Origin of the sequence: Streptomyces sp. JHA26 (assembly GCF_002005565.1) — a bacterium.
In the GTDB taxonomy this organism is placed as follows: Bacteria; Actinomycetota; Actinomycetes; order Streptomycetales; family Streptomycetaceae; genus Streptomyces.
Genome location: NZ_BDJC01000089.1, coordinates 1 through 18,914 on the forward strand (window position 1 = coordinate 1; position 18,914 = coordinate 18,914).

An 18,914-nucleotide genomic window follows, 5' to 3' on the forward strand; every position below is an offset into this window, starting at 1 on the left:
GACGCGGTAGGCGGCGGGGCGGCCGGGCTCACGCCCCGGCGGGCTCCCGGGCGTCGTCGCGGGCGTCCTCCGGGAGGGTCACCAGCCAGCGGGTGGCGCGGCGCGGGCGCAGGTAAAGGGCCCAGTACAGGGTGGCGACGGCGGTGATGCCGCCGGTCCACAGCAGGTGGCTGGTCTCCTGCTGGGTCAGGATGTAGGCGAGGACCACGATCAGCAGGACGGGCACGGCGGGCCACAGGGGCATGCGCCAGGCCTGCGTGTGCCGGTGGTCGCCGCGCCGGCACAGCAGGGCGGCGATCGCGACCAGCAGGTACATGCCGGTCACCGAGACGCCGGTGACGCCGTACAGGGTGTCGAGGTCGACGAAGCAGAGCACCGCGCCGGGCACGCCGACCGCGAGGGTGGAGACCCAGGGGGAGCCGAACCGGCCGAGCTCGGCGAAGAGGCGGTTCACCGGTGCGGGCCACGCCTTGTCGCGGGCGGAGGCGAACAGCACGCGCGAGTTCTGGATGACCATCACGATGCCGGCGTTGATGATGGCGAGGGCCACGCAGAGGCTGACGAAGGTGCCGACGGCCGAGTCGGACCAGGCGGTGACCATGGAGCCGATGTCGCCGCCGGTCAGCTCGGCGAGGTCGGAGGCGCCCAGGGTGATGGCGACGACCGGGACCAGGATGATCACCGTGGAGATGGCGAGGGTGGCGAGCACCGTGCGGGCGACGTTGCGGCGCGGGTTCTCCAGCTCCTCGGAGAGGTAGACGGCGGTGGAGAAGCCCTGCGTGATGAACAGGGCGATGGCGAGGCCGGAGACGACCAGCATGGCGGTCACGGCGTCCGCGTGGCCGTCGGCGCCGGCCACCTCCATCGAGGCGAGGCTGCCGAGGCCGCGCTCGCCGTGGGCGAAGCCCAGCACCGCGACGACGGCCGCGGCGATGACCTCCAGGACCAGGAAGACACCGGTGATCCAGGCGTTGGCGCGCAGGTCGAGCAGGCCGGCCAGGGTGGCGAGCACCATGACGCCGGCGCCGGCGACCGACGGGTCGAGGTGCACGACCGGTTCGAGGTAGTCGGCCGTGCCCATCGCGATCACCGGCGGGACGATCATGACGACCAGCAGGGACAGCACGAAGACCAGCCAGCCCGCCAGCCGCCCGGCCATGGTCGACACCATGGCGTACTCGCCGCCCGCGCTGGGGATCATGGTGCCCAGCTCCGAGTAGCAGAACGCCACGGCGACGCAGAGGAGGGAGCCGATGGCGATCGTCAGGGCGGTGGCGGTGCCGAGCGTGCCGAACAGGTCGGGCACGACCACGAACAGCGTGGAGGCGGGGGTCACGCACGAGAGCGTCAGGAGAGTGCCGCCGACGACCCCGATGGACCGTTTGAGCGTCCGGGACTCCGGGTGGTCCGGCCGGTCCGGGGGCGCTGCGGCGGCGGTCTGGGCGGGGCGGAGCGTGTCGGTCATGGAACGGTTCCGATCGACTCGTGCTGTGGGGTTCGGGCGGGAGCGCTATCGCCTCCGGCGGCTTGGTCGTACGTGGTTCTCGTCCGCTCCCGGCGCATGATGGAACCCCGACGAAAACCGGCACGTCAATGGGTGTTCACATACGGAATCCGTTGCCTTGAGGCGGCGCGGCAGCGGTAAAGCGCACCGGAGGCCGTCGAACGCGGCCCGGTTGAGGCGTGCGGGAACCGTAGTCGGGCCGGTGAAAAAACGTGACGCCTTCCGGCATCCGGACGCTGTCGGAGGGGCCCGGTACAGTCCTGGACACAGGTGAATCACAGGATCACGGCGACGGGTGGGGACTCATGAAGCTGAGGTACACGGCGGCCTGGGTGGGGCTGACGGCGGCGACGGTCGTGGCGACGTCCGCGTGCGGTTCGGACGGCGTCGAGGACGCCGCGAAGACCGCGGACAAGACGGCGACGAAGGCCGTGGAGAAGGCGGACACGATCATGGCGGCCCTCACCCGGGCCACCGACCGCACCGAGGAGCTGGGCTCCGCGGAGGTCCGGACGACGACCGACCTGGGCACGGGCGAGCCCATCGCCATGGACGGCACGTACTCCTGGGGCGACGGCTACGCGCTGGACGTCGAGATGGACACGAAGGCCGCGCAGATGCAGGCGCTCACGGACTCCCCGACGGTGCGCACGCTGTTCGTGGACGGCGCCTACTACTACGACATCGACCCGCAGCCCTCCGGCCCGCTCCAGGGCAAGGAGTGGATGAAGATCGACGGGTCGGCCGTGTTCGGCGAGTCCGGTGCCGCCGCGTTCAGCGGGGGCGCCGGGGCCGGCAGCCCGGCGGACTCCATGAAGGGCCTCAAGTACGCGAGCGACGTCGACGACCTCGGTACGGAGACGGTCAACGGCAAGTCCGCGACCCACTACCGGGCCGTCCTCGACGAGAAGGACCTGGGCAAGTTCAAGGAGGCCTACGGCAGCGAGGACAGCCTGCTCAACTCCGGTGCGGGCGACGGCTCGATCACCATGGACATCTGGGTGGGCGACAAGGACCTGCCGGTGCGCCTGAAGCAGGAGTTCGGCTCCATGACGGTCACCATGGACTTCGACAAGTTCGGCGCCACCAAGGAGATCGTGGCCCCGCCCGCCGACCAGACCGGCGACCTCACCGACGAGGTGAAGGCACAGCAGCAGGGCTGAGCCGGACGCGACGGCGCCCCGTCGCACGGGCACCGCGGTGCCCCGTCCCGCACGGGTGGGACGGGGCACCGCGTGTTCCTCCGGGGCTTCGCCTCAGTGGTTGCGGGGGAAGCCCAGGTCCACGCCCGCCAGGGCGTCGGCCGGGTCCGGCCAGCGGGTGGTGACGACCTTGCCGCGGGTGTAGAAGTGCGTGCCGTCGTTGCCGTAGACGTGGTGGTCGCCGAAGAGCGAGTCCTTCCAGCCGCCGAAGGAGTGGTAGCCGACGGGGACCGGGATCGGGACGTTCACGCCGACCATGCCGGCCTCGACCTCCAGCTGGAAGCGGCGGGCCGCGCCGCCGTCCCGGGTGAAGATCGCGGTGCCGTTGCCGAACGGCGAGGCGTTGATGAGGGCCAGGCCCTCCTCGTACGTCTCGGCGCGCAGCACGCACAGGACGGGGCCGAAGATCTCGTCCTGGTAGGCCTTCGCGGTGGTCGGCACCCGGTCCAGCAGGGACAGGCCGATCCAGTGGCCGCCCTCGTAGCCGTCGACGGTGTGGCCGGTGCCGTCGAGGACGACCTCGCAGCCCTCGGCCGCCGCGCCCCGGACGTAGGAGGCCACCTTGTCGCGGTGCGCCTCGGTGATCAGCGGGCCCATCTCGGACGCCGGGTCGTCGCCGGGGCCGATCGTGATCTTCTCGGCGCGCTCGCGGATCTTCTCGACCAGTTCGTCGCCGATCGCGCCGACCGCGACGACCGCGGAGATCGCCATGCAGCGCTCGCCGGCCGAGCCGTAGGCCGCGGAGACGGCCGCGTCGGCCGCCGCGTCGAGGTCGGCGTCGGGCAGCACCAGCATGTGGTTCTTGGCGCCGCCCAGGGCCTGGACGCGCTTGCCGTGGGCCGAGGCGGTGGTGTGGATGTAGCGGGCGATCGGGGTGGAGCCGACGAAGGAGACCGCCTTGACGTCCGGGTGCTCCAGCAGGCGGTCCACGGCCACCTTGTCGCCGTGCACGACGTTGAAGACGCCGTCGGGCAGCCCGGCCTCGGAGAGCAGCTCGGCGAGCCGCACGGCGGCCGACGGGTCCTTCTCGCTCGGCTTGAGCACGAAGGTGTTGCCGCACGCGATGGCGATCGGGAACATCCACATCGGCACCATCGCCGGGAAGTTGAACGGCGTGATGCCCGCGACGACGCCGAGCGGCTGCCGGATCGAGGCCACGTCGACGCGGGTGGCGACCTGCGTCGACAGCTCGCCCTTGAGCTGCACGGTGATGCCGCAGGCCAGGTCGACGATCTCCAGGCCGCGCGCGACCTCGCCGAGGGCGTCGGAGTGCACCTTGCCGTGCTCGGCGGTGATCAGGTCGGCGATCTCGTCGCGGTGGGCGTCCAGCAGCGCCCGGAACCGGAAGAGGATCGAGGTCCGCTGCGCCAGCGAGGACTGGCCCCAGGCCGGGTACGCCTCCTTGGCCGCGGCGACCGCGGCGTCCACCTCGTCGACGGAGGCGAAGGCCACCTTGGTGGTGACCTCGCCGGTCGCCGGGTTCGTCACCGGCCCGTACGTGCCCGAGGCGCCTTCGACGGTCTTGCCGCCGATCCAGTGGTTGACGGTGTTCGTCATGACCGAGAACTCCTTCGCAGTTGGCGGCGACGGGTCGTAGCGTGCCGTTCGTCCAGCTCACGGGCCGCTGCCGGCGACGGTCGGGTCGCGGTCACGGCCATGGCTCCATCCCAGCAGCCGGGCGCCCGCTCGCGCGCCCGACACTGTGTCTGCGGTTCGGGTGTCCGAGTGGACACGTGGGGCGGTACGGCAAAACCTCCGGCGCGGGGCCGAGGCGGGCGGGGAGTCGTCGCGCGCCCTTCGCTCCTGCCAGGGCGAAGCGGCCTCTCCGCGCCGGAGGCGTTTCGTGGGGGCGGCGACGGCGGGAGCGGACCACCGCCCCCGGTGATCGGGTCGTGCGCCATCGCGTTCCCTCCGTACCCGGCCTGGGGTCCTCCCCGGTTTCTAGCCCCGCGCACGGAACGTGTCAATGTTTTGTCCGGACATTCGGACGACATGCCCCGGGTGGCGGGTCGTCCGCGCGCACGGCGGTCCGCCGCCCCCGAAGTCAACCTCCGCACCCGGAGTCCGGGAGACGCCTTTGTGGCACTCGTGTCACGAACATCACCTCCGTGTCACAGGTGTCACGAGCGCGCGACCCCTCGGTCACACCCGGGAACGGGGCCTGACCATCGGTCACCGGGCGTCGTTCACCCGGAACAGGCTTGGTGATCGCCAGCGCAGCACCCGGCTCCCCCCGGCGGCCGTCCCCGGTCGCCGCCGCGGTGCGCGCGGGGAGGTGCGTTCCGTGACCGACCGAAGGCTCTGGTCCTACAAGGACATCGCGGCCCACATCCGGGTCCAGCCGGACACCGTGCGCTCGTACCGCAAGCACGGTCTGCTGCCCCCGCCCGACCACGTGGAGGGCGGAAAGCCCTACTGGTACGCCGACACGGTCCGGGCCTGGGTGGCGTCCCGGCCCCGCAACCGGGGTCGGTAGGACGGAAAACCGTTCCGTGCCCCACGGCCGCGTGGGGCACAGTGCCGTTCATGGACTTCTCCGTGAAACCCGTGCTCACCGGCGAGAAGACGGTCCTGCGGCCGTTCACCACGGCGGACGCCGACGCGATGTGGGAGATCGTCAACGATCCCGAGGTCGTCCGCTTCACCTTCGAGCCGGCCACCGAGCTCACCCTCGACCGGCTGCGCTCCTGGTACGGCGTGCGCACCGCCGCTCCCGACCGGCTCGACCTGGCCGTCACCGACCGGGCCACCGGCGAACTCGTCGGCGAGGTCGTCCTGTACGAGGGGGACCCGGCGGCCCGCAGCTGCACCTTCCGCACCCTGCTCGGGCCCCGGGGCCGCGGCCGCGGGCTGGGCAGCGAGGCGACGCGGCTCATCGTCGGGCACGGCTTCGAACAGGTCGGCCTGCACCGCGTCCAGCTGGAGGTCTACGCCGACAACCCGCGGGCCCGGCGCGTCTACGAGAAGACCGGTTTCACGGTGGAGGGCGTGCGCCGGGAGGCGGCGTGGCGGGACGGCGCCTGGACGGACGAGGTGCTCATGGCCGTCCTCGACCACGAGTGGGCCGTCCACCGCGGCCGGCCGGAGGCGGCGGGCGTCAGGGCTCGATGACCGTCACTCCCGCGCCGGGCGCCGTCCCCATCGCCTCCAGGGCGGCCGGTACGGCGTCCAGCCCGATGGTGGAGGTCACCAGCAGGTCGGGGCGGAGCACGCCGGTGCGGACCAGTTCCAGCATCGACGGGTAGGTGTGCGCGGCCATGCCGTGGCTGCCGAGCAGTTCCAGTTCGAGGGCGACGGCGCGGGCCATCGGGACCGGGGTGGTGCCGTCCGGCGAGGGCAGCAGTCCGACCTGGACGTGCCGGCCGCGGCGGCGCAGGCCGTTCACGGACGCGGCGCAGGTGACGGGCGAGCCGAGGGCGTCGAGGGAGAGGTGGGCGCCGCCGCCGGTGAGGTCGCGGACGGCCGCCGCCGTGTCCCCGGTCCGGCCGGCGTCCACGCACTCGGCCGCACCGAACGTCCGCGCCAGCTCCAGCGCCCGGGGCGACACGTCGACGGCGACGACCCGCGCGCCCGAGGCGGCGGCGATCATCACCGCCGACAGGCCCACCCCGCCGCAGCCGTGCACGGCGACCCACTCCCCCGCCGCGACCCGGCCCTGCTGCACCACGGCCCGGAACGCGGTGGCGAACCGGCAGCCGAGGGAGGCGGCCGTCGCGTACGACATGTCCTCGGGGACGGCGACGAGGTTGACGTCGGCGTGGTCGAGCGCCACGTACTGGGCGAAGGACCCCCAGTGGGTGAAGCCGGGCTGGGTCTGGCGTTCGCACACCTGCCGGTCGCCCGCCGCGCAGGCGGCGCAGCTCCCGCAGGCGCAGACGAAGGGCACGGTGACCCGGTAGCCGGGCCGCCATCCCGTCACCAGGTCCCCGGTCGCCTCGACGACACCGGCGAGTTCGTGGCCGGGCACGTGCGGCAGCGTGATGTCCGGGTCGTGGCCCTGCCAGCCGTGCCAGTCGCTGCGGCACAGCCCGGTGGCCTCGACGCGGACCACCACCCCGTGCGGCGCGGGCTTCGGATCGTCCACCTCCCGCACCCCGGCCGGTTCCCCGAACCTCTCGAACACGACCGCGCGCATCCGCCGTCCCCACTTCCGTCTCTCGTGTGTACCGCCGCGACTTCCGCGTCCGCCGCGCCCCGCGTCCCCGGCCGTCCCGCCGACCGACGGAAGCCTGAGCGATATTCATACCCCCTGGGGGTACAGTGGGGAGTGCGTGGTCCACCGCTGGACCACGGTACTCGCGGGTGCCCGCCCACTCACGGGTGCCCGGCCCCCGCACGACCCGACGAGGAGTACGACATGAGCGCCCAGACCGACACCCAGGGTTCCGTCACCACCGTCTACAAGGTGAGCGGCATGAGCTGCGGACACTGCGAGGGGGCCGTCTCCGGCGAGATCTCGGAGATCCCCGGCGTCGGCTCGGTGCAGGCCGTCGCCGCGACCGGGGAGGTCACCGTCGTCTCCGAGGCCCCGCTCGACGACGAGGCGGTGCGCGCCGCCGTGGACGAGGCGGGCTTCGAGCTCGTCGGCAGGGCCTGAGCACCACCGCCCCCTCACACCCCCAGCAGCATCCACAGCCCCGCCGACCGGGCCGCCCGCACCGGCTCACGGGCCGCCCGTGCCCGGTCCGGTCGGCCCTTCTGGAGCCCGGACATGACCACCACCGCGGACACACCCACGGCCGCCGAGCCGGACCTCGCCGAGGTCGAGCTGCTCATCGGCGGGATGACCTGTGCCTCCTGCGCGGCCCGCGTCGAGAAGAAGCTCAACCGCATGGACGGCGTGAGCGCCACGGTGAACTACGCGACGGAGAAGGCCCGGATCACCTATCCGGCGACCACCCCCGTCGCCGACCTCGTCGCCACCGTCGTCAGGACCGGTTACACCGCCGAGGAGCCCGCGCCGCCGCCGGAACCCACCACCGGGGACGAGCCGGGGCGGGACGGGCCGGAGGACGACCCCGAGCTGTCGGCCCTGCGCCGGCGCCTCGTCGTCTCGGTCGTCCTGGCCGCCCCCGTCGTCCTGCTCGCGATGGTCCCGGTGCTCCAGTTCGACAACTGGCAGTGGCTCTCGCTCACCCTGGCCGCCCCCGTCGTCGTCTGGGGCGGGCTGCCCTTCCACCGCGCCGCCTGGACCAACCTCCGGCACGGCGCGGCCACCATGGACACGCTGGTCTCGCTCGGCACGCTGGCCGCGTTCGGCTGGTCGCTGTGGGCGCTGTTCTTCGGGGACGCGGGCATGCCGGGCATGCGGCACGGCTTCGACCTCACCGTCTCCCGCGCCGACGGCGCCTCCGCCATCTACCTGGAGGCCGCCGCCGGGGTCACCGCCTTCCTGCTCCTCGGCCGCTGGCTGGAGGCCCGTTCCAAGCGCCGCGCCGGCGCCGCGCTGCGGGCGCTGATGGAGCTGGGCGCCAAGGACGTGGCCGTGCTGCGCGACGGCCGGGAGGTGCGCGTGCCCGTGTCCCGGCTGGCGGTCGGCGACCGGTTCGTCGTCCGGCCCGGCGAGAAGATCGCCACCGACGGCACCGTGACCGAGGGCGCCGGCGCCGTGGACGCCTCCCTGCTGACCGGCGAGTCGGTGCCGGTGGACGTGACCGTCGGCGACACCGTCACCGGCGCCACCGTCAACGCCGGGGGCCGGCTGGTGGTCGAGGCCACCCGGGTCGGCGCCGACACGCAGCTCGCGCGGATGGCGAGGCTGGTGGAGGACGCGCAGAACGGCAAGGCCGAGGTGCAGCGGCTCGCCGACCGGATCTCCGGCGTCTTCGTGCCCGTCGTGCTGCTGATCGCGGCCGGCACCTTCGGGGGGTGGCTGGGCACCACCGGGGACACGGTCGCCGCGTTCACCGCGGCCGTCGCCGTGCTGATCATCGCGTGCCCGTGCGCGCTCGGTCTCGCCACTCCGACCGCGCTGCTGGTCGGTACGGGGCGCGGCGCCCAGCTCGGCATCCTGATCAAGGGCCCGGAGGTGCTGGAGTCCACGCGGCGCGTCGACACGGTCGTCCTGGACAAGACCGGCACCGTCACCACCGGCCGCATGACCCTGCACGAGGTGTACGCCGCCGAGGGCACCGACGAGAAGCAGCTGCTGCGGCTGGCGGGCGCGGTCGAGCACGCCTCCGAGCACCCGGTGGCCCGCGCGGTCGCGGCCGGCGCCGAGGAGCGGGCCGGCGCGCTGCCGGACGTGGAGGACTTCGAGAACGTCCCCGGGCGCGGCGTACGCGGGCGCGTGGAGGGCCGTGAGGTGGCCGTGGGGCGCCTCTACGACGACCTGCCCGACGGGGTGGCCCGCGCCAAGGAGGAGGCCGAGAGGGAGGGCCGCACGGCCGTCGTGGTCGGCTGGGACGGGGTGGCACGGGGTGTCGTCGCCGTCGCGGACGCCGTGAAGGAGACCAGCGCCGAGGCGGTGGCCGGGCTGCGTCGGCTGGGCCTCGCGCCCGTGCTGCTGACCGGCGACAACCGGCGGGTCGCCGAGTCGGTCGCCCGGACCGTCGGCATCGACGAGGTGATCGCGGAGGTCCTGCCCGAGGAGAAGGTCGACGTGGTCCGGCGGTTGCAGGCCGAGGGCCGTACGGTCGCCATGGTCGGGGACGGCGTCAACGACGCCGCCGCGCTCGCCACCGCCGATCTGGGCCTGGCGATGGGCACGGGGACGGACGCGGCGATCGAGGCGGGCGACCTGACGCTGGTGCGCGGGGACCTGCGGGTGGCGGCGGACGCGATCCGGCTGTCCCGGCGGACCCTGTCGACGATCAAGGGCAATCTCGTGTGGGCCTTCGGCTACAACGTGGCCGCGCTGCCGCTGGCCGCCGCGGGGCTGCTGAACCCGATGATCGCGGGCGCGGCGATGGCGTTCTCGTCGGTGTTCGTCGTCACCAACAGTCTCAGGCTGCGCACGTTTCGCTGAGATCCGCGGGTGAAGTGTGGCGAAGTGCCTCTGGAGTCCGGCACGTCCCTCACATAAGCTCTTCACAAGGCTCGCGCATCTTCCTTACGCTGGGGTCCCGTTCGACATGCCGGGGCTCTTGCGTGGTTAACGGACACATGCAAGAGACGCAGATCACAGTGAAGTGAACGTAACCATCGAAGGGGTTCGAGGGTCTAAGTTGGCGATGTCAGGCAGCGTCTTGGGGGGCGCCACCTGACATCTGGGGATGTCTTGGGGGACTTTCCCAGAGATGCGTCGCCGGGACACGTACACCGGGAAGCTTTGAGCGGCCCTCCCGGGCGTGCGCTGTCCCGGCAGGCCGCAGTACGGATGCAGCACGTTCACAGCGATTCAGGCGCTGTCCTCACAGACGCCCGGCCGGATCCCGTGGGGGGAATCCGCACCGGGACATGGGAAGGCGCCCTGGTCGTCGGCCCGTGGGGGGACCGACGCCGGGGCGCCTTCTTTTTTCTGCGGTTGTCCGACACGCCCGAAGGGGCGTGGGGGAACCGCGTGACCGGCCGTCGGACGGCCCGCGGTCGCCCACACCCCTCAGCGACGAACTCTCAGGCGCACGGCGCCGGCACCGGCGGGTGTCAGCGCTCCTCGACCGGGACGAAGTCGCGCTCGACGACGCCCGTGTAGATCTGGCGCGGGCGGCCGATGCGGGAACCCGGCTCCTTGATCATCTCGTGCCACTGGGCGATCCAGCCCGGCAGGCGGCCGAGGGCGAACAGGACCGTGAACATCTCGGTCGGGAAGCCCATGGCCCGGTAGATCAGGCCGGTGTAGAAGTCGACGTTCGGGTAGAGGCTGCGCGAGACGAAGTAGTCGTCGGAGAGCGCGTGCTCCTCGAGCTTCAGGGCGATGTCCAGCAGCTCGTCGGACTTGCCGAGGGCGGAGAGCACGTCGTGCGCGGCGGCCTTGATGATCTTGGCGCGCGGGTCGAAGTTCTTGTAGACCCGGTGGCCGAAGCCCATCAGGCGGACGCCGTCCTCCTTGTTCTTCACCTTGCGGATGAAGGAGTCGACGTCGCCGCCGGCGTCGCGGATGCCCTCGAGCATCTCCAGCACCGACTGGTTGGCGCCGCCGTGCAGCGGGCCCCACAGGGCGTTGATGCCGGCGGAGATCGAGGCGAACATGTTCGCCTGCGAGGAGCCGACCAGGCGGACCGTGGAGGTCGAGCAGTTCTGCTCGTGGTCCGCGTGCAGGATCAGCAGCTTGTCCAGGGCGGCGACGACCGTCGGGTCGAGCTCGTACTCCTGCGCCGGGACCGAGAAGGTCATGCGCAGGAAGTTCTCGACGTAGCCGAGGTCGTTGCGCGGGTAGACGAACGGGTGGCCGATCGACTTCTTGTACGCGTAGGCCGCGATCGTCGGAAGCTTGGCGAGCAGCCGGATCGTGGAGAGGTTGCGCTGGCGCTCGTCGAACGGGTTGTGGCTGTCCTGGTAGAACGTGGACAGCGCGGAGACGACCGAGGACAGCATGGCCATCGGGTGGGCGTCGCGCGGGAAGCCCTTGTAGAAGTTCTTGACGTCCTCGTGCAGCAGGGTGTGCTGCGTGATCTCGCCCTTGAACGCGGCCAGCTGGTCGACGGTGGGCAGCTCGCCGTTGATCAGCAGGTAGGCGACCTCCACGAAGGAAGAGCGTTCCGCCAGCTGCTCGATCGGGTAGCCGCGGTACCGGAGGATGCCCGCCTCGCCGTCCAGGTACGTAATGGCGGATTTGTAGGCGGCGGTGTTGCCGTAACCACTGTCCAGCGTCACCAGACCGGTCTGGGCGCGGAGCTTCCCGATGTCGAAGCCCTTGTCACCGACGGTGCTGTCGATCACCGGGTAGGTGTACTCGCCGTCGCCGTACCGCAGTACTACCGAGTTGTTGGTGTGCTCGCTCACGTCTTCCCTCACCGACGTAGTGCCTCATCTTCGAGGTGCCCTGACTGTCTCTACCATCCCCCACTTGGCTCAGGAGAGTGCACTCGGGGTCGACCATCGGGCCTATTGGCGGCACTGAGTGCCGCCAACTTGCCCATCCTGCCCCTTCTGCCGTGGTTGCGGAAGTGCTCTGTGACCTTCGCGACTCATTTGATCGATCATTTTTTTCCACAGGGGCCGGCGGTTTCACCGCAAGGCCTGCGTCTCAGGAGCCCGCGAGCCGGAAGTCGAGCGCCGTGCAGCGCCGCCCGGCGGAGACCGTGCGCACCGCCTGTCCGATCGCCTTGCGCGAGCCGACGAGGACGACCAGCTTCTTGGCCCGGGTGACCGCCGTGTAGAGCAGGTTCCGCTGGAGCATCATCCAGGCGCCGGTGGTCACGGGGATCACCACCGCCGGGTACTCGCTGCCCTGGGAGCGGTGGATGGTCACGGCGTAGGCGTGGGCCAGCTCGTCCAGTTCGTCGAACTCGTACGGGACCTCCTCGTCCTCGTCCGTCAGGACGGTGAGGCGCTGCTCCACCGGGTCGAGCGAGGTGACCACGCCCACGGTGCCGTTGAAGACGCCGTTCTCGCCCTTCTCGTAGTTGTTGCGGATCTGGGTGACCTTGTCGCCGACGCGGAAGACGCGCCCGCCGAAGCGCTTCTCCGGCACGTCGGGGCGGCTCGGGGTGACGGCCTGCTGGAGCAGCCCGTTCAGCGCGCCGGCGCCGGCCGGGCCCCGGTGCATGGGCGCGAGGACCTGCACGTCGCGGCGCGGGTCGAGCCCGAACTTCGCGGGGATGCGGCGCGCGGCCACGTCCACGGTGAGCCGTCCCGCCTCCTCGGTGTCGTCCTCCACGAAGAGGAAGAAGTCCTTCATGCCGTCGGTGACGGGGTGCTGCCCGGCGTTGATCCGGTGCGCGTTGGTCACCACGCCGGACTGCTGGGCCTGGCGGAAGACGCGGGTGAGGCGGACGGCGGGGACGGGGCTGCCGTCGGCGAGCAGGTCGCGCAGGACCTCCCCGGCACCGACGCTGGGCAGCTGGTCGACGTCCCCGACGAAGAGCAGGTGGGCGCCCGGGGGCACCGCCTTGACGAGCTTGTTGGCGAGGAGGAGGTCCAGCATGGACGCCTCGTCGACCACGACGAGGTCGGCGTCGAGGGGGCGGTCCCGGTCGTAGGCGGCGTCACCGCCCGGCTTGAGCTCCAGCAGGCGGTGCACGGTCGACGCCTCGGCGCCGGTCAGCTCGGCGAGGCGCTTGGCGGCGCGGCCGGTCGGGGCGGCGAGGACGACCTTGGCCTTCTTGGCGCGGGCCAGCTCCACGATCGACCTGACCGTGAAGGACTTGCCGCAGCCGGGGCCGCCGGTGAGGACGGCGACCTTCTCGGTCAGCGCCAGCTTGACGGCGGCCTCCTGCTCGGGGGCGAGGTCGGCGCCGGTGCGGCCCTTCAGCCAGCCGAGCGCCTTGTCCCAGGCCACGTCCCGGAAGGCGGGCATCCGGTCCTCGTCGGTGCGCAGGAGGCGCCGCAGCTGGGAGGCGAGGGACAGCTCGGCGCGGTGGAAGGGGACCAGGTAGACGGCGGTGACGGGGTCGCCGCCCTCCGGATCGGGGACCTTCTCGCGTACGACGCCGGGGTCCTCGCCGTCCGCCTCCGGCTCGGCGGCCAGCTCGCCGAGGCACTCGATGACGAGCCCGGTGTCCACCTGGAGCAGCTTGACCGCGTCGGCGATCAGCTTCTCCTCGGGGAGGTAGCAGTGCCCCTGGTCGGTGGCCTGCGACAGCGCGTACTGGAGCCCCGCCTTCACCCGGTCCGGGCTGTCGTGCGGGATGCCGACGGACTGGGCGATCCTGTCGGCGGTGAGGAAGCCGATGCCCCAGACGTCGGCGGCGAGGCGGTAGGGCTGGTTCTTCACGACGGAGATGGAGGCGTCGCCGTACTTCTTGTAGATGCGCACGGCGATGGACGTCGACACCTCGACGGTCTGGAGGAAGAGCATGACCTCCTTGATCGCCTTCTGTTCCTCCCAGGCGTCGGCGATCTTCTTGGTCCGCTTGGGGCCGAGGCCGGGGACCTCGATGAGCCGCTTGGGCTCCTCCTCGATGATGGTGAGGGTGTCGATGCCGAAGTGCTGGGTGATGCGGTCGGCGAAGACCGGCCCGATGCCCTTGACGAGGCCGGAGCCGAGGTAGCGCCGGATGCCCTGGACGGTGGCGGGCAGGACGGTCGTGTAGTTCTCGACGTGGAACTGCTTGCCGTACTGGGGGTGGGACCCCCAGCGGCCCTCCATCCGCAGCGACTCCCCCACCTGCGCCCCGAGCAGCGCGCCGACGACGGTCAGCAGGTCGCCGGCGCCCCGGCCGGTGTCGACGCGGGCGACCGTGTAGCCGTTCTCCTCGTTGGCGTACGTGATGCGTTCCAGGACGCCTTCGAGAACGGCGAGCCTTCGTTCGCCGGGGGCGGCGGCTGCGGGCTGGTTGGGCATGGTCCGACGGTACCTGTGGGGTGTGACAGGGGGCGGCCGGGCAGGGCGCTTCTCCGTACGATCGGTGCGTGGACTACGTGAGGATGCGCGCCATCGCCGAAGACCTCGGGGCGTATGCGGAGCGGCTCGAAGGGGCCTGGCGGGTCGAGATCGGGCCGTCCGGTCCGGTACTGGCGATGACGCGCCCCTCGAAGCGACGCGAGGGAACCGTCCGCCGTATCCGCAACCAGCTCGATGAACAGGTGCCCGCGACCCACCCGGGCTACATCTGCGCGAACGGCCCCCAGATCGAGCACCCGACGATCGGCCGCATGCGTCGCCCCGACGCCGTCGTCATCCCGGAGGCCGCCCTCGACGAAGAGGGCCTCGCCGTCGACGCGGCGCAGGTCCTGGCCGCCGTCGAGATCGTCTCGCCGTCCGGTCCGGGCAACGCCTACGACGAGAAGCTGGCCGACTATCCGGCCATGGGCATCCCGCACTGCATGATCGTGGACCCGCGCACGGGCACGATCGAGGTGCACTCCGAGCCGTGCAAGGGCCGCTACAGCAGCAAGGAGCCGTACATCTTCGGCGACGCGGTGCCCTTCGGGCCGTGGACGGTGCGGACGTCGGAGTTCCGCCGGTACGGGAAGGACGGCTGAACGTCGGGCGGGCGTCCCGGTCAGGTCCGTAGCCGCTCGAGCTCGTCCGCTCGGCGGAGGTCCTTGGGGCGGCCGAGGGCGCGCCGCATGCGGATCAGATCGTCGAGGGCGACGTAGCGGATGGCGAAGCCCGCCGGGTCGTGCGCGGTCTCCGCGCCGGTCAGGCAGGGCATGACGTCCATGTCGCCCCAGGGAAGAGCGGCGGTGCACAGGTCTCCACCGGCACCGGTGACCCGGTACCCCACCTGCTCCCGGTGGAGGTCGGGCAGGTCGGTGCACCCGCACCGGACGAGGGCGTCGCGCAGGGCGTCCGCCTCCTGCGGGGTGCCGTCCCACAGGAGGTCGAGGTCGCCGGTCAGCTCGGTGGAGCCGTGCATGATGCCGGCGACCTGGCCGATGACCACGACCCGCGAACCGGCCTCGTGGAGCGCCCGGAGGAAGGGGAACGGGTCGAAGCCGAGGGCCCCGTCCGTGGCGAAGGTGCCCAGCACGTCGTCGGCGTCGTCGGGGTGACGCCCGACGGGCGCCCGCTCCCGCGTCGCCTCCTCGGTCCGGGCGATCGCCTGCCGCAGGCGCAGGGCGGGTGTCTGGCTCACGGGCCCATTCAACACGAGCCGTCCGCCTCGTCGACCTCGCCGAACTCCTCGGCACGGAGCTGGTCTCCGACGCCGTACGGCACACCGAGGGCCCCGCCGCCCTGCGCGTGTGGTGGTCGCCGCCGGGGGCCTTGCGGATCGGGGCGTGGGACACCGATCCCGAACCGCCGCTGCCACCACGTCCGTTCGAGGCCGAGGCCGGGCAGGAGGACGGGCGGAGTCCGGCCCTGGTGCGGGCCGGCAGCGGCCTGATGCGCCGACTCCCCGCGCCTGTAGCCTCGGTGGGTTCCCGACGTCTCGCCGCCTGGAGGAAGTACCCGTGAGAAAAGGCCCGTTCGTCGCCCTGGCCACCGCCACCGCCGCACTGGGGACGGTGCTCGGTGCGCTCGCCCTGCAGCTGGATGCCGACGGCTACGGGCAGTACGTCGACTCCGTGGCGACCTTCAGCGTCCTGATGTTCATCACCTCGGCCCTGGTCATGGTGACCTGGCTGCGGGACGGCCGTCCGCACGCGGACTGACGGCGTGTGCCGCGACGGGCAGGTTCCCGAGCTCTTCCGCCCCGACGAGGACGCGTCGCTGACCGCCCCGGCCAGGGACGCGCTGCTCGCCCTCCTCCACGACCCGGACGCCACGACCAGGTTCCACGCCTGCCGGGTCGCCGTGGGCGACGACCTCCTCGCCCCGGTCGTGCGGGCGTTGCTCGCACTGGCCGAGGGCCCGGACGCCGAGCTGCGGGGCGGGGCCGCCGTACTGCTGGCCTCCTGCCGGGACCGTACGCCCGCCGTCGCCGACGCCCTGTTCGCGCTGCTGGACGAGGACCACCTGCTCACCCGCCTGGAGGCCGCCTACGGTCTCGCGCTGCGCGACGATCCGCGCACCGGTGAGGCGATCGAGCGGGTCGGGCCGCTCGGCGAAGGGTTCCGGGAGGACCACAGGGTCGACGCCCTGTGGGACTGGACTCAACGGGAGAACCGGCCCTGGCCGCTCGCGCCGGGCTCCGGGACCGCGTAGACCCTACGGAGCGACGCGCGCGGCCGTCAGAGTGCCGCGAACAGGCCCTCCAGCGGCGCCGGGGTGCGGGTCGGGTCCAGGGCCTCCACCAGGACGCGGCCGTAGTGGATCTTGCGGCCCGACCTGGTGCCCAGGAAGCGGCGGAGTTGCTGCTGGGCGGCGCGGCCCTGCTGGGCGGGCTGCTGGAGGAAGGTCTGCAGGCGGCGTGACTCGCCCTCCGTCTCGACGAGTTCCGTCACCGTGCTCACGCCCAGCGCGCGGATCAGCTCGTCCTCCAGGTCCGCCGCGCAGACGAACAGGCCCTGTGGGGCGGCGTCGGCGCGGGCCAGGGCCCGGACGTAGAAGTCCTGCTCCCGCTCGTCGCACAGGCCCACGAGGCGCAGGTCCAGAGCGGAGGGGCCGAGGACCTCGGCGAAGCGGCCGACGCTCATGGCGCCGCCCATCGGGAGGACACAGACGCCCTCCGCGGCCAGGTCCCGGCCGTGCCGCGCGGCCATCGCGTCGACGGCCGCCGCGTCGCTCGGTCCTTCGAGGAGGACGGCGGTGTGGATGAACAGCTGGTCGGCCAGGTCCTGCGCCGGACCGCCGGGGCCGCCGGCCGCCCACGCGGTGACCGCGTCACGAAACGCCCCCATGGTCGTCATGGGGCCAGTGTCCCGCCCGTGTGCACCGTCGCGGTAGTGGATTTCGGCGGGGCGGGGCGGGGCGGACTGCGGCGGCCTGCGCCGCTCAGCGGTGCAGGGTGGTCGGGCGCCCCATCTGCGTGAGCTTCTCCGGGTTGCGCACCGCGTAGAGCCCCGTGATGCGGCCGTCGTCGAAGCGCACCGTCACGACGGTGTCGAGTTCGCCGTCGAGCCGGATGATCAGGGCCGGATGCCCGTTGACCTGGGCCGGGTCCATCCGTACCTCCACGTCCAGCTTGACCAGGCCGCCCAGCACGAGGCGGGCCACCTTGTCGGCGCCGATGACGGGCCGCAGGACGGCCTGCTTGATGCCGCCGCCGTCGCCGAGCAGGACGACGTCCGGGGAGAGGACGTCGAGCAGCCCCTGCAGGTCGCCCGTCTCCACGGCCCGCTGGAACGCCGCGAGCGCCTTGCGGGACTCGGTCGCCGAGACCTCCCCGCGCGGGCGGCGGGCCGCGACGTGCGCGCGGGCCCGGTGCACGGTCTGGCGGACGGCGGCCAGGCTCTTGTCGACGGCCTCGGCGATCTCGTCGTAGTCGAGTTCGAACACCTCGCGCAGCACGAACACCGCCCGCTCGGTGGGCGAGAGCGTCTCCAGGACCAGCATCATCGCCGTCGACACGCTGTCGGCCAGCTCCACGTCCTCGGCCACGTCGGGTGTGGTGAGCAGTGGCTCGGGCAGCCAGGAGCCGACGTAGGACTCCTTGCGGCGGCCGAGCGTGCGCAGCCGGTTCAGTGCCTGGCGGGTGGTGATCCGGACCAGGTACGCGCGGCGGTCGCGCACCGTGTCGAGGTCGACTTCCGCCCACTTCAGCCAGGTCTCCTGGAGGACGTCCTCGGCGTCCGCGGCCGAGCCGAGCATCTCGTAGGCGACGGTGAAGAGCAGGTTGCGGTGGGCGACGAAGGCGTCCGTCGCGGGGTCGAGGGGTCCACCGTCGGCACCGGCTGCGGTGCCTTCTGTCGCGTCGCCCTGCTCGCGGCCGCTGTTCTCGCTGGTCACCGGCTTCTCCCGTTCGTTCGGTCCCTGCGGGGTCTCGCGCACGGGACACCGCTCGCCCCGGTTCTGTGACACCCGCCGGTGGTGTCCTGCCTCACGTCCGCGCCCTGTCACAGGGTGCGGGCCGCCGGCGTCTTGTGTGCGTCACTGAGGCACCGAGAGCGAGGAAGAGATCATGGACTCCCGATTCAACCTGTTCGAGAACGAGTTCGGCGTCAGGTTCGCGAAGCGGTTCGCGGGCGTTGGGGTGCTGCTGCACCAGTCGACGCTGCCGAAGGCCACGCAGGAGCTGGTGTCGCTGCGGGCCAGCCAGATCAACGGCTGCGGCCACTGCATCGACATGCACGTCAAGGAGGCCGCGGCGGCCGGGGAGAGCGCGGTCCGGCTGCACCTGGTCGCCGCCTGGCGCGAGTCCACCGTGTTCACCGAGGCCGAGCAGGCGGCGCTGGCCCTCGCCGAGGAGGGCACCCGGCTCGCCGACGCGCACGAGGGCGTGTCCGACGAGACGTGGGAGCTGGTGCGCAAGCACTACGACGACGACCAGGTCGCCGCGCTGGTCTGCCAGGTCGCCCTGATCAACGCGGCCAACCGGCTTGCCGTGATCACGCACCAGAAGGGTGGGGCGTACGAGGCGGGGATGTTCAAGGCGGCTGTCGAGGGCTGAGCAGGCGTTTTTCTGGGCGTGTGGCGCGTGGCGCGTGGCGGCGAGGGCGGCTTGGAAGTGGCCGTGGGGCCACTCGCTTCCTTGCCAGGGTCGTGCCTCCGCGAGGGAGAAGCGAGCGAGCGGCCCGGAAGAAACGGGTGGCCTAGGCACGCCGTTCCCCGGGGCGGGTCATCCCGTCGCCCGGCATGAGGGGCGCGTCGGCGCCTCGCCTGCACGCCGGGCGGGCTT

18 protein-coding genes are annotated in these 18,914 nt (G+C 72.2%); 10 read left to right on the forward strand and 8 right to left on the reverse strand.

The genetic code is table 11. From position 1 onward, the window contains the following. Positions 1–28: 28 nt before the first annotated feature. Positions 29–1,465 (reverse strand): APC family permease, encoded by a 1,437-nt coding sequence (locus JHAT_RS31805; protein ID WP_077801755.1) that lies wholly within the window; start codon positions 1,463–1,465, stop codon positions 29–31. Between the two features lie 344 nt (positions 1,466–1,809). Here JHAT_RS31805 and JHAT_RS31810 point away from each other — a divergent pair, with 344 nt between their 5' ends. Then, on the forward strand, positions 1,810–2,667 hold the full coding sequence (locus tag JHAT_RS31810) for a hypothetical protein (RefSeq protein WP_077801756.1): 858 nt from the start codon (positions 1,810–1,812) through the stop codon (positions 2,665–2,667). 93 nt (positions 2,668–2,760) lie between these two features. Here JHAT_RS31810 and mmsA read toward each other — a convergent pair whose 3' ends face one another. Next, a complete protein-coding gene (gene mmsA, locus JHAT_RS31815; RefSeq protein WP_077801757.1) occupies positions 2,761–4,263 on the reverse strand; it encodes a CoA-acylating methylmalonate-semialdehyde dehydrogenase in 1,503 nt (500 codons plus the stop codon). 727 nt (positions 4,264–4,990) lie between these two features. On the opposite strand from mmsA, the gene JHAT_RS34840 reads away from it, so the two are divergent. Together JHAT_RS34840 and JHAT_RS31830 are read left to right on the forward strand one after the other, a co-directional pair. Next, a complete protein-coding gene (locus JHAT_RS34840; RefSeq protein ID WP_077801771.1) occupies positions 4,991–5,182 on the forward strand; it encodes an AlpA family transcriptional regulator in 192 nt (63 codons plus the stop codon). Between the two features lie 50 nt (positions 5,183–5,232). After that, positions 5,233–5,817 (forward strand): GNAT family N-acetyltransferase, encoded by a 585-nt coding sequence (locus JHAT_RS31830; protein WP_171991157.1) that lies wholly within the window; start codon positions 5,233–5,235, stop codon positions 5,815–5,817. On the opposite strand, the gene JHAT_RS31835 is transcribed toward JHAT_RS31830, so the two are convergent. Further along, positions 5,804–6,841 carry a zinc-dependent alcohol dehydrogenase family protein gene (locus JHAT_RS31835; RefSeq protein WP_077801759.1) on the reverse strand — a complete coding sequence of 346 codons (1,038 nt, stop codon included), beginning with the start codon at positions 6,839–6,841 and terminating at the stop codon, positions 5,804–5,806. The two genes, JHAT_RS31830 and JHAT_RS31835, sit on opposite strands and share 14 nt — an antisense overlap. Before the next feature lie 222 nt (positions 6,842–7,063). Here JHAT_RS31835 and JHAT_RS31840 point away from each other — a divergent pair, with 222 nt between their 5' ends. Continuing rightward, positions 7,064–7,303: a heavy-metal-associated domain-containing protein gene (locus JHAT_RS31840; RefSeq protein ID WP_077801760.1), complete on the forward strand. Its 240-nt coding sequence runs from the start codon at positions 7,064–7,066 to the stop codon at positions 7,301–7,303. Positions 7,304–7,417: 114 nt separating this feature from the next. Beyond that, positions 7,418–9,673, forward strand: coding sequence for a heavy metal translocating P-type ATPase (locus JHAT_RS31845; protein ID WP_077801761.1), 2,256 nt, complete (start codon positions 7,418–7,420; stop codon positions 9,671–9,673). A 617-nt stretch (positions 9,674–10,290) separates the two neighbouring features. Here JHAT_RS31845 and JHAT_RS31850 read toward each other — a convergent pair. Together JHAT_RS31850 and JHAT_RS31860 are read right to left on the reverse strand one after the other, a co-directional pair. After that, positions 10,291–11,589: a citrate synthase gene (locus JHAT_RS31850; RefSeq protein WP_077801762.1), complete on the reverse strand. Its 1,299-nt coding sequence runs from the start codon at positions 11,587–11,589 to the stop codon at positions 10,291–10,293. Between the two features lie 244 nt (positions 11,590–11,833). After that, complete coding sequence (locus JHAT_RS31860; RefSeq protein WP_077801763.1) at positions 11,834–14,092, reverse strand: ATP-dependent RecD-like DNA helicase; 2,259 nt, start codon at positions 14,090–14,092, stop codon at positions 11,834–11,836. Positions 14,093–14,160: 68 nt separating this feature from the next. Between JHAT_RS31860 and JHAT_RS31865 the strand changes: the two genes are divergently transcribed. Continuing rightward, positions 14,161–14,733: a Uma2 family endonuclease gene (locus tag JHAT_RS31865; protein ID WP_171991159.1), complete on the forward strand. Its 573-nt coding sequence runs from the start codon at positions 14,161–14,163 to the stop codon at positions 14,731–14,733. Between the two features lie 20 nt (positions 14,734–14,753). Here the strand turns inward: JHAT_RS31865 and JHAT_RS31870 are convergent, their stop codons facing one another. Beyond that, complete coding sequence (locus JHAT_RS31870) at positions 14,754–15,329, reverse strand: hypothetical protein (protein ID WP_171991160.1); 576 nt, start codon at positions 15,327–15,329, stop codon at positions 14,754–14,756. Between JHAT_RS31870 and JHAT_RS31875 the strand changes: the two genes are divergently transcribed. Genes JHAT_RS31875 through JHAT_RS31885 form a run of 3 tightly spaced genes read left to right on the forward strand, consistent with a single transcriptional unit; the run spans position 15,317 to position 16,342 of the window. Next, positions 15,317–15,652, forward strand: a complete 336-nt coding sequence (locus JHAT_RS31875) for a hypothetical protein (RefSeq protein WP_253195675.1) — start codon at positions 15,317–15,319, stop codon at positions 15,650–15,652. The two genes, JHAT_RS31870 and JHAT_RS31875, sit on opposite strands and share 13 nt — an antisense overlap. Continuing rightward, the gene (locus tag JHAT_RS31880) at positions 15,649–15,849 is read left to right on the forward strand and encodes an SCO3870 family protein (protein ID WP_077801766.1); all 201 of its coding nucleotides are present in this window, start codon (positions 15,649–15,651) and stop codon (positions 15,847–15,849) included. The genes JHAT_RS31875 and JHAT_RS31880 overlap by 4 nt, the downstream gene beginning before the upstream one ends. A gap of 4 nt (positions 15,850–15,853) precedes the next feature. Further along, positions 15,854–16,342: a hypothetical protein gene (locus tag JHAT_RS31885; RefSeq protein ID WP_077801767.1), complete on the forward strand. Its 489-nt coding sequence runs from the start codon at positions 15,854–15,856 to the stop codon at positions 16,340–16,342. Between the two features lie 26 nt (positions 16,343–16,368). On the opposite strand, the gene JHAT_RS31890 is transcribed toward JHAT_RS31885, so the two are convergent. After that, positions 16,369–16,986, reverse strand: coding sequence for a TOPRIM nucleotidyl transferase/hydrolase domain-containing protein (locus JHAT_RS31890; RefSeq protein WP_077801768.1), 618 nt, complete (start codon positions 16,984–16,986; stop codon positions 16,369–16,371). Positions 16,987–17,071: 85 nt separating this feature from the next. Then, positions 17,072–18,067: an RNA polymerase sigma-70 factor gene (locus JHAT_RS31895; protein ID WP_077801769.1), complete on the reverse strand. Its 996-nt coding sequence runs from the start codon at positions 18,065–18,067 to the stop codon at positions 17,072–17,074. Between the two features lie 130 nt (positions 18,068–18,197). Between JHAT_RS31895 and JHAT_RS31900 the strand changes: the two genes are divergently transcribed. Continuing rightward, a complete protein-coding gene (locus JHAT_RS31900) occupies positions 18,198–18,686 on the forward strand; it encodes a carboxymuconolactone decarboxylase family protein (RefSeq protein ID WP_077801770.1) in 489 nt (162 codons plus the stop codon). Positions 18,687–18,914: the final 228 nt, after the last annotated feature.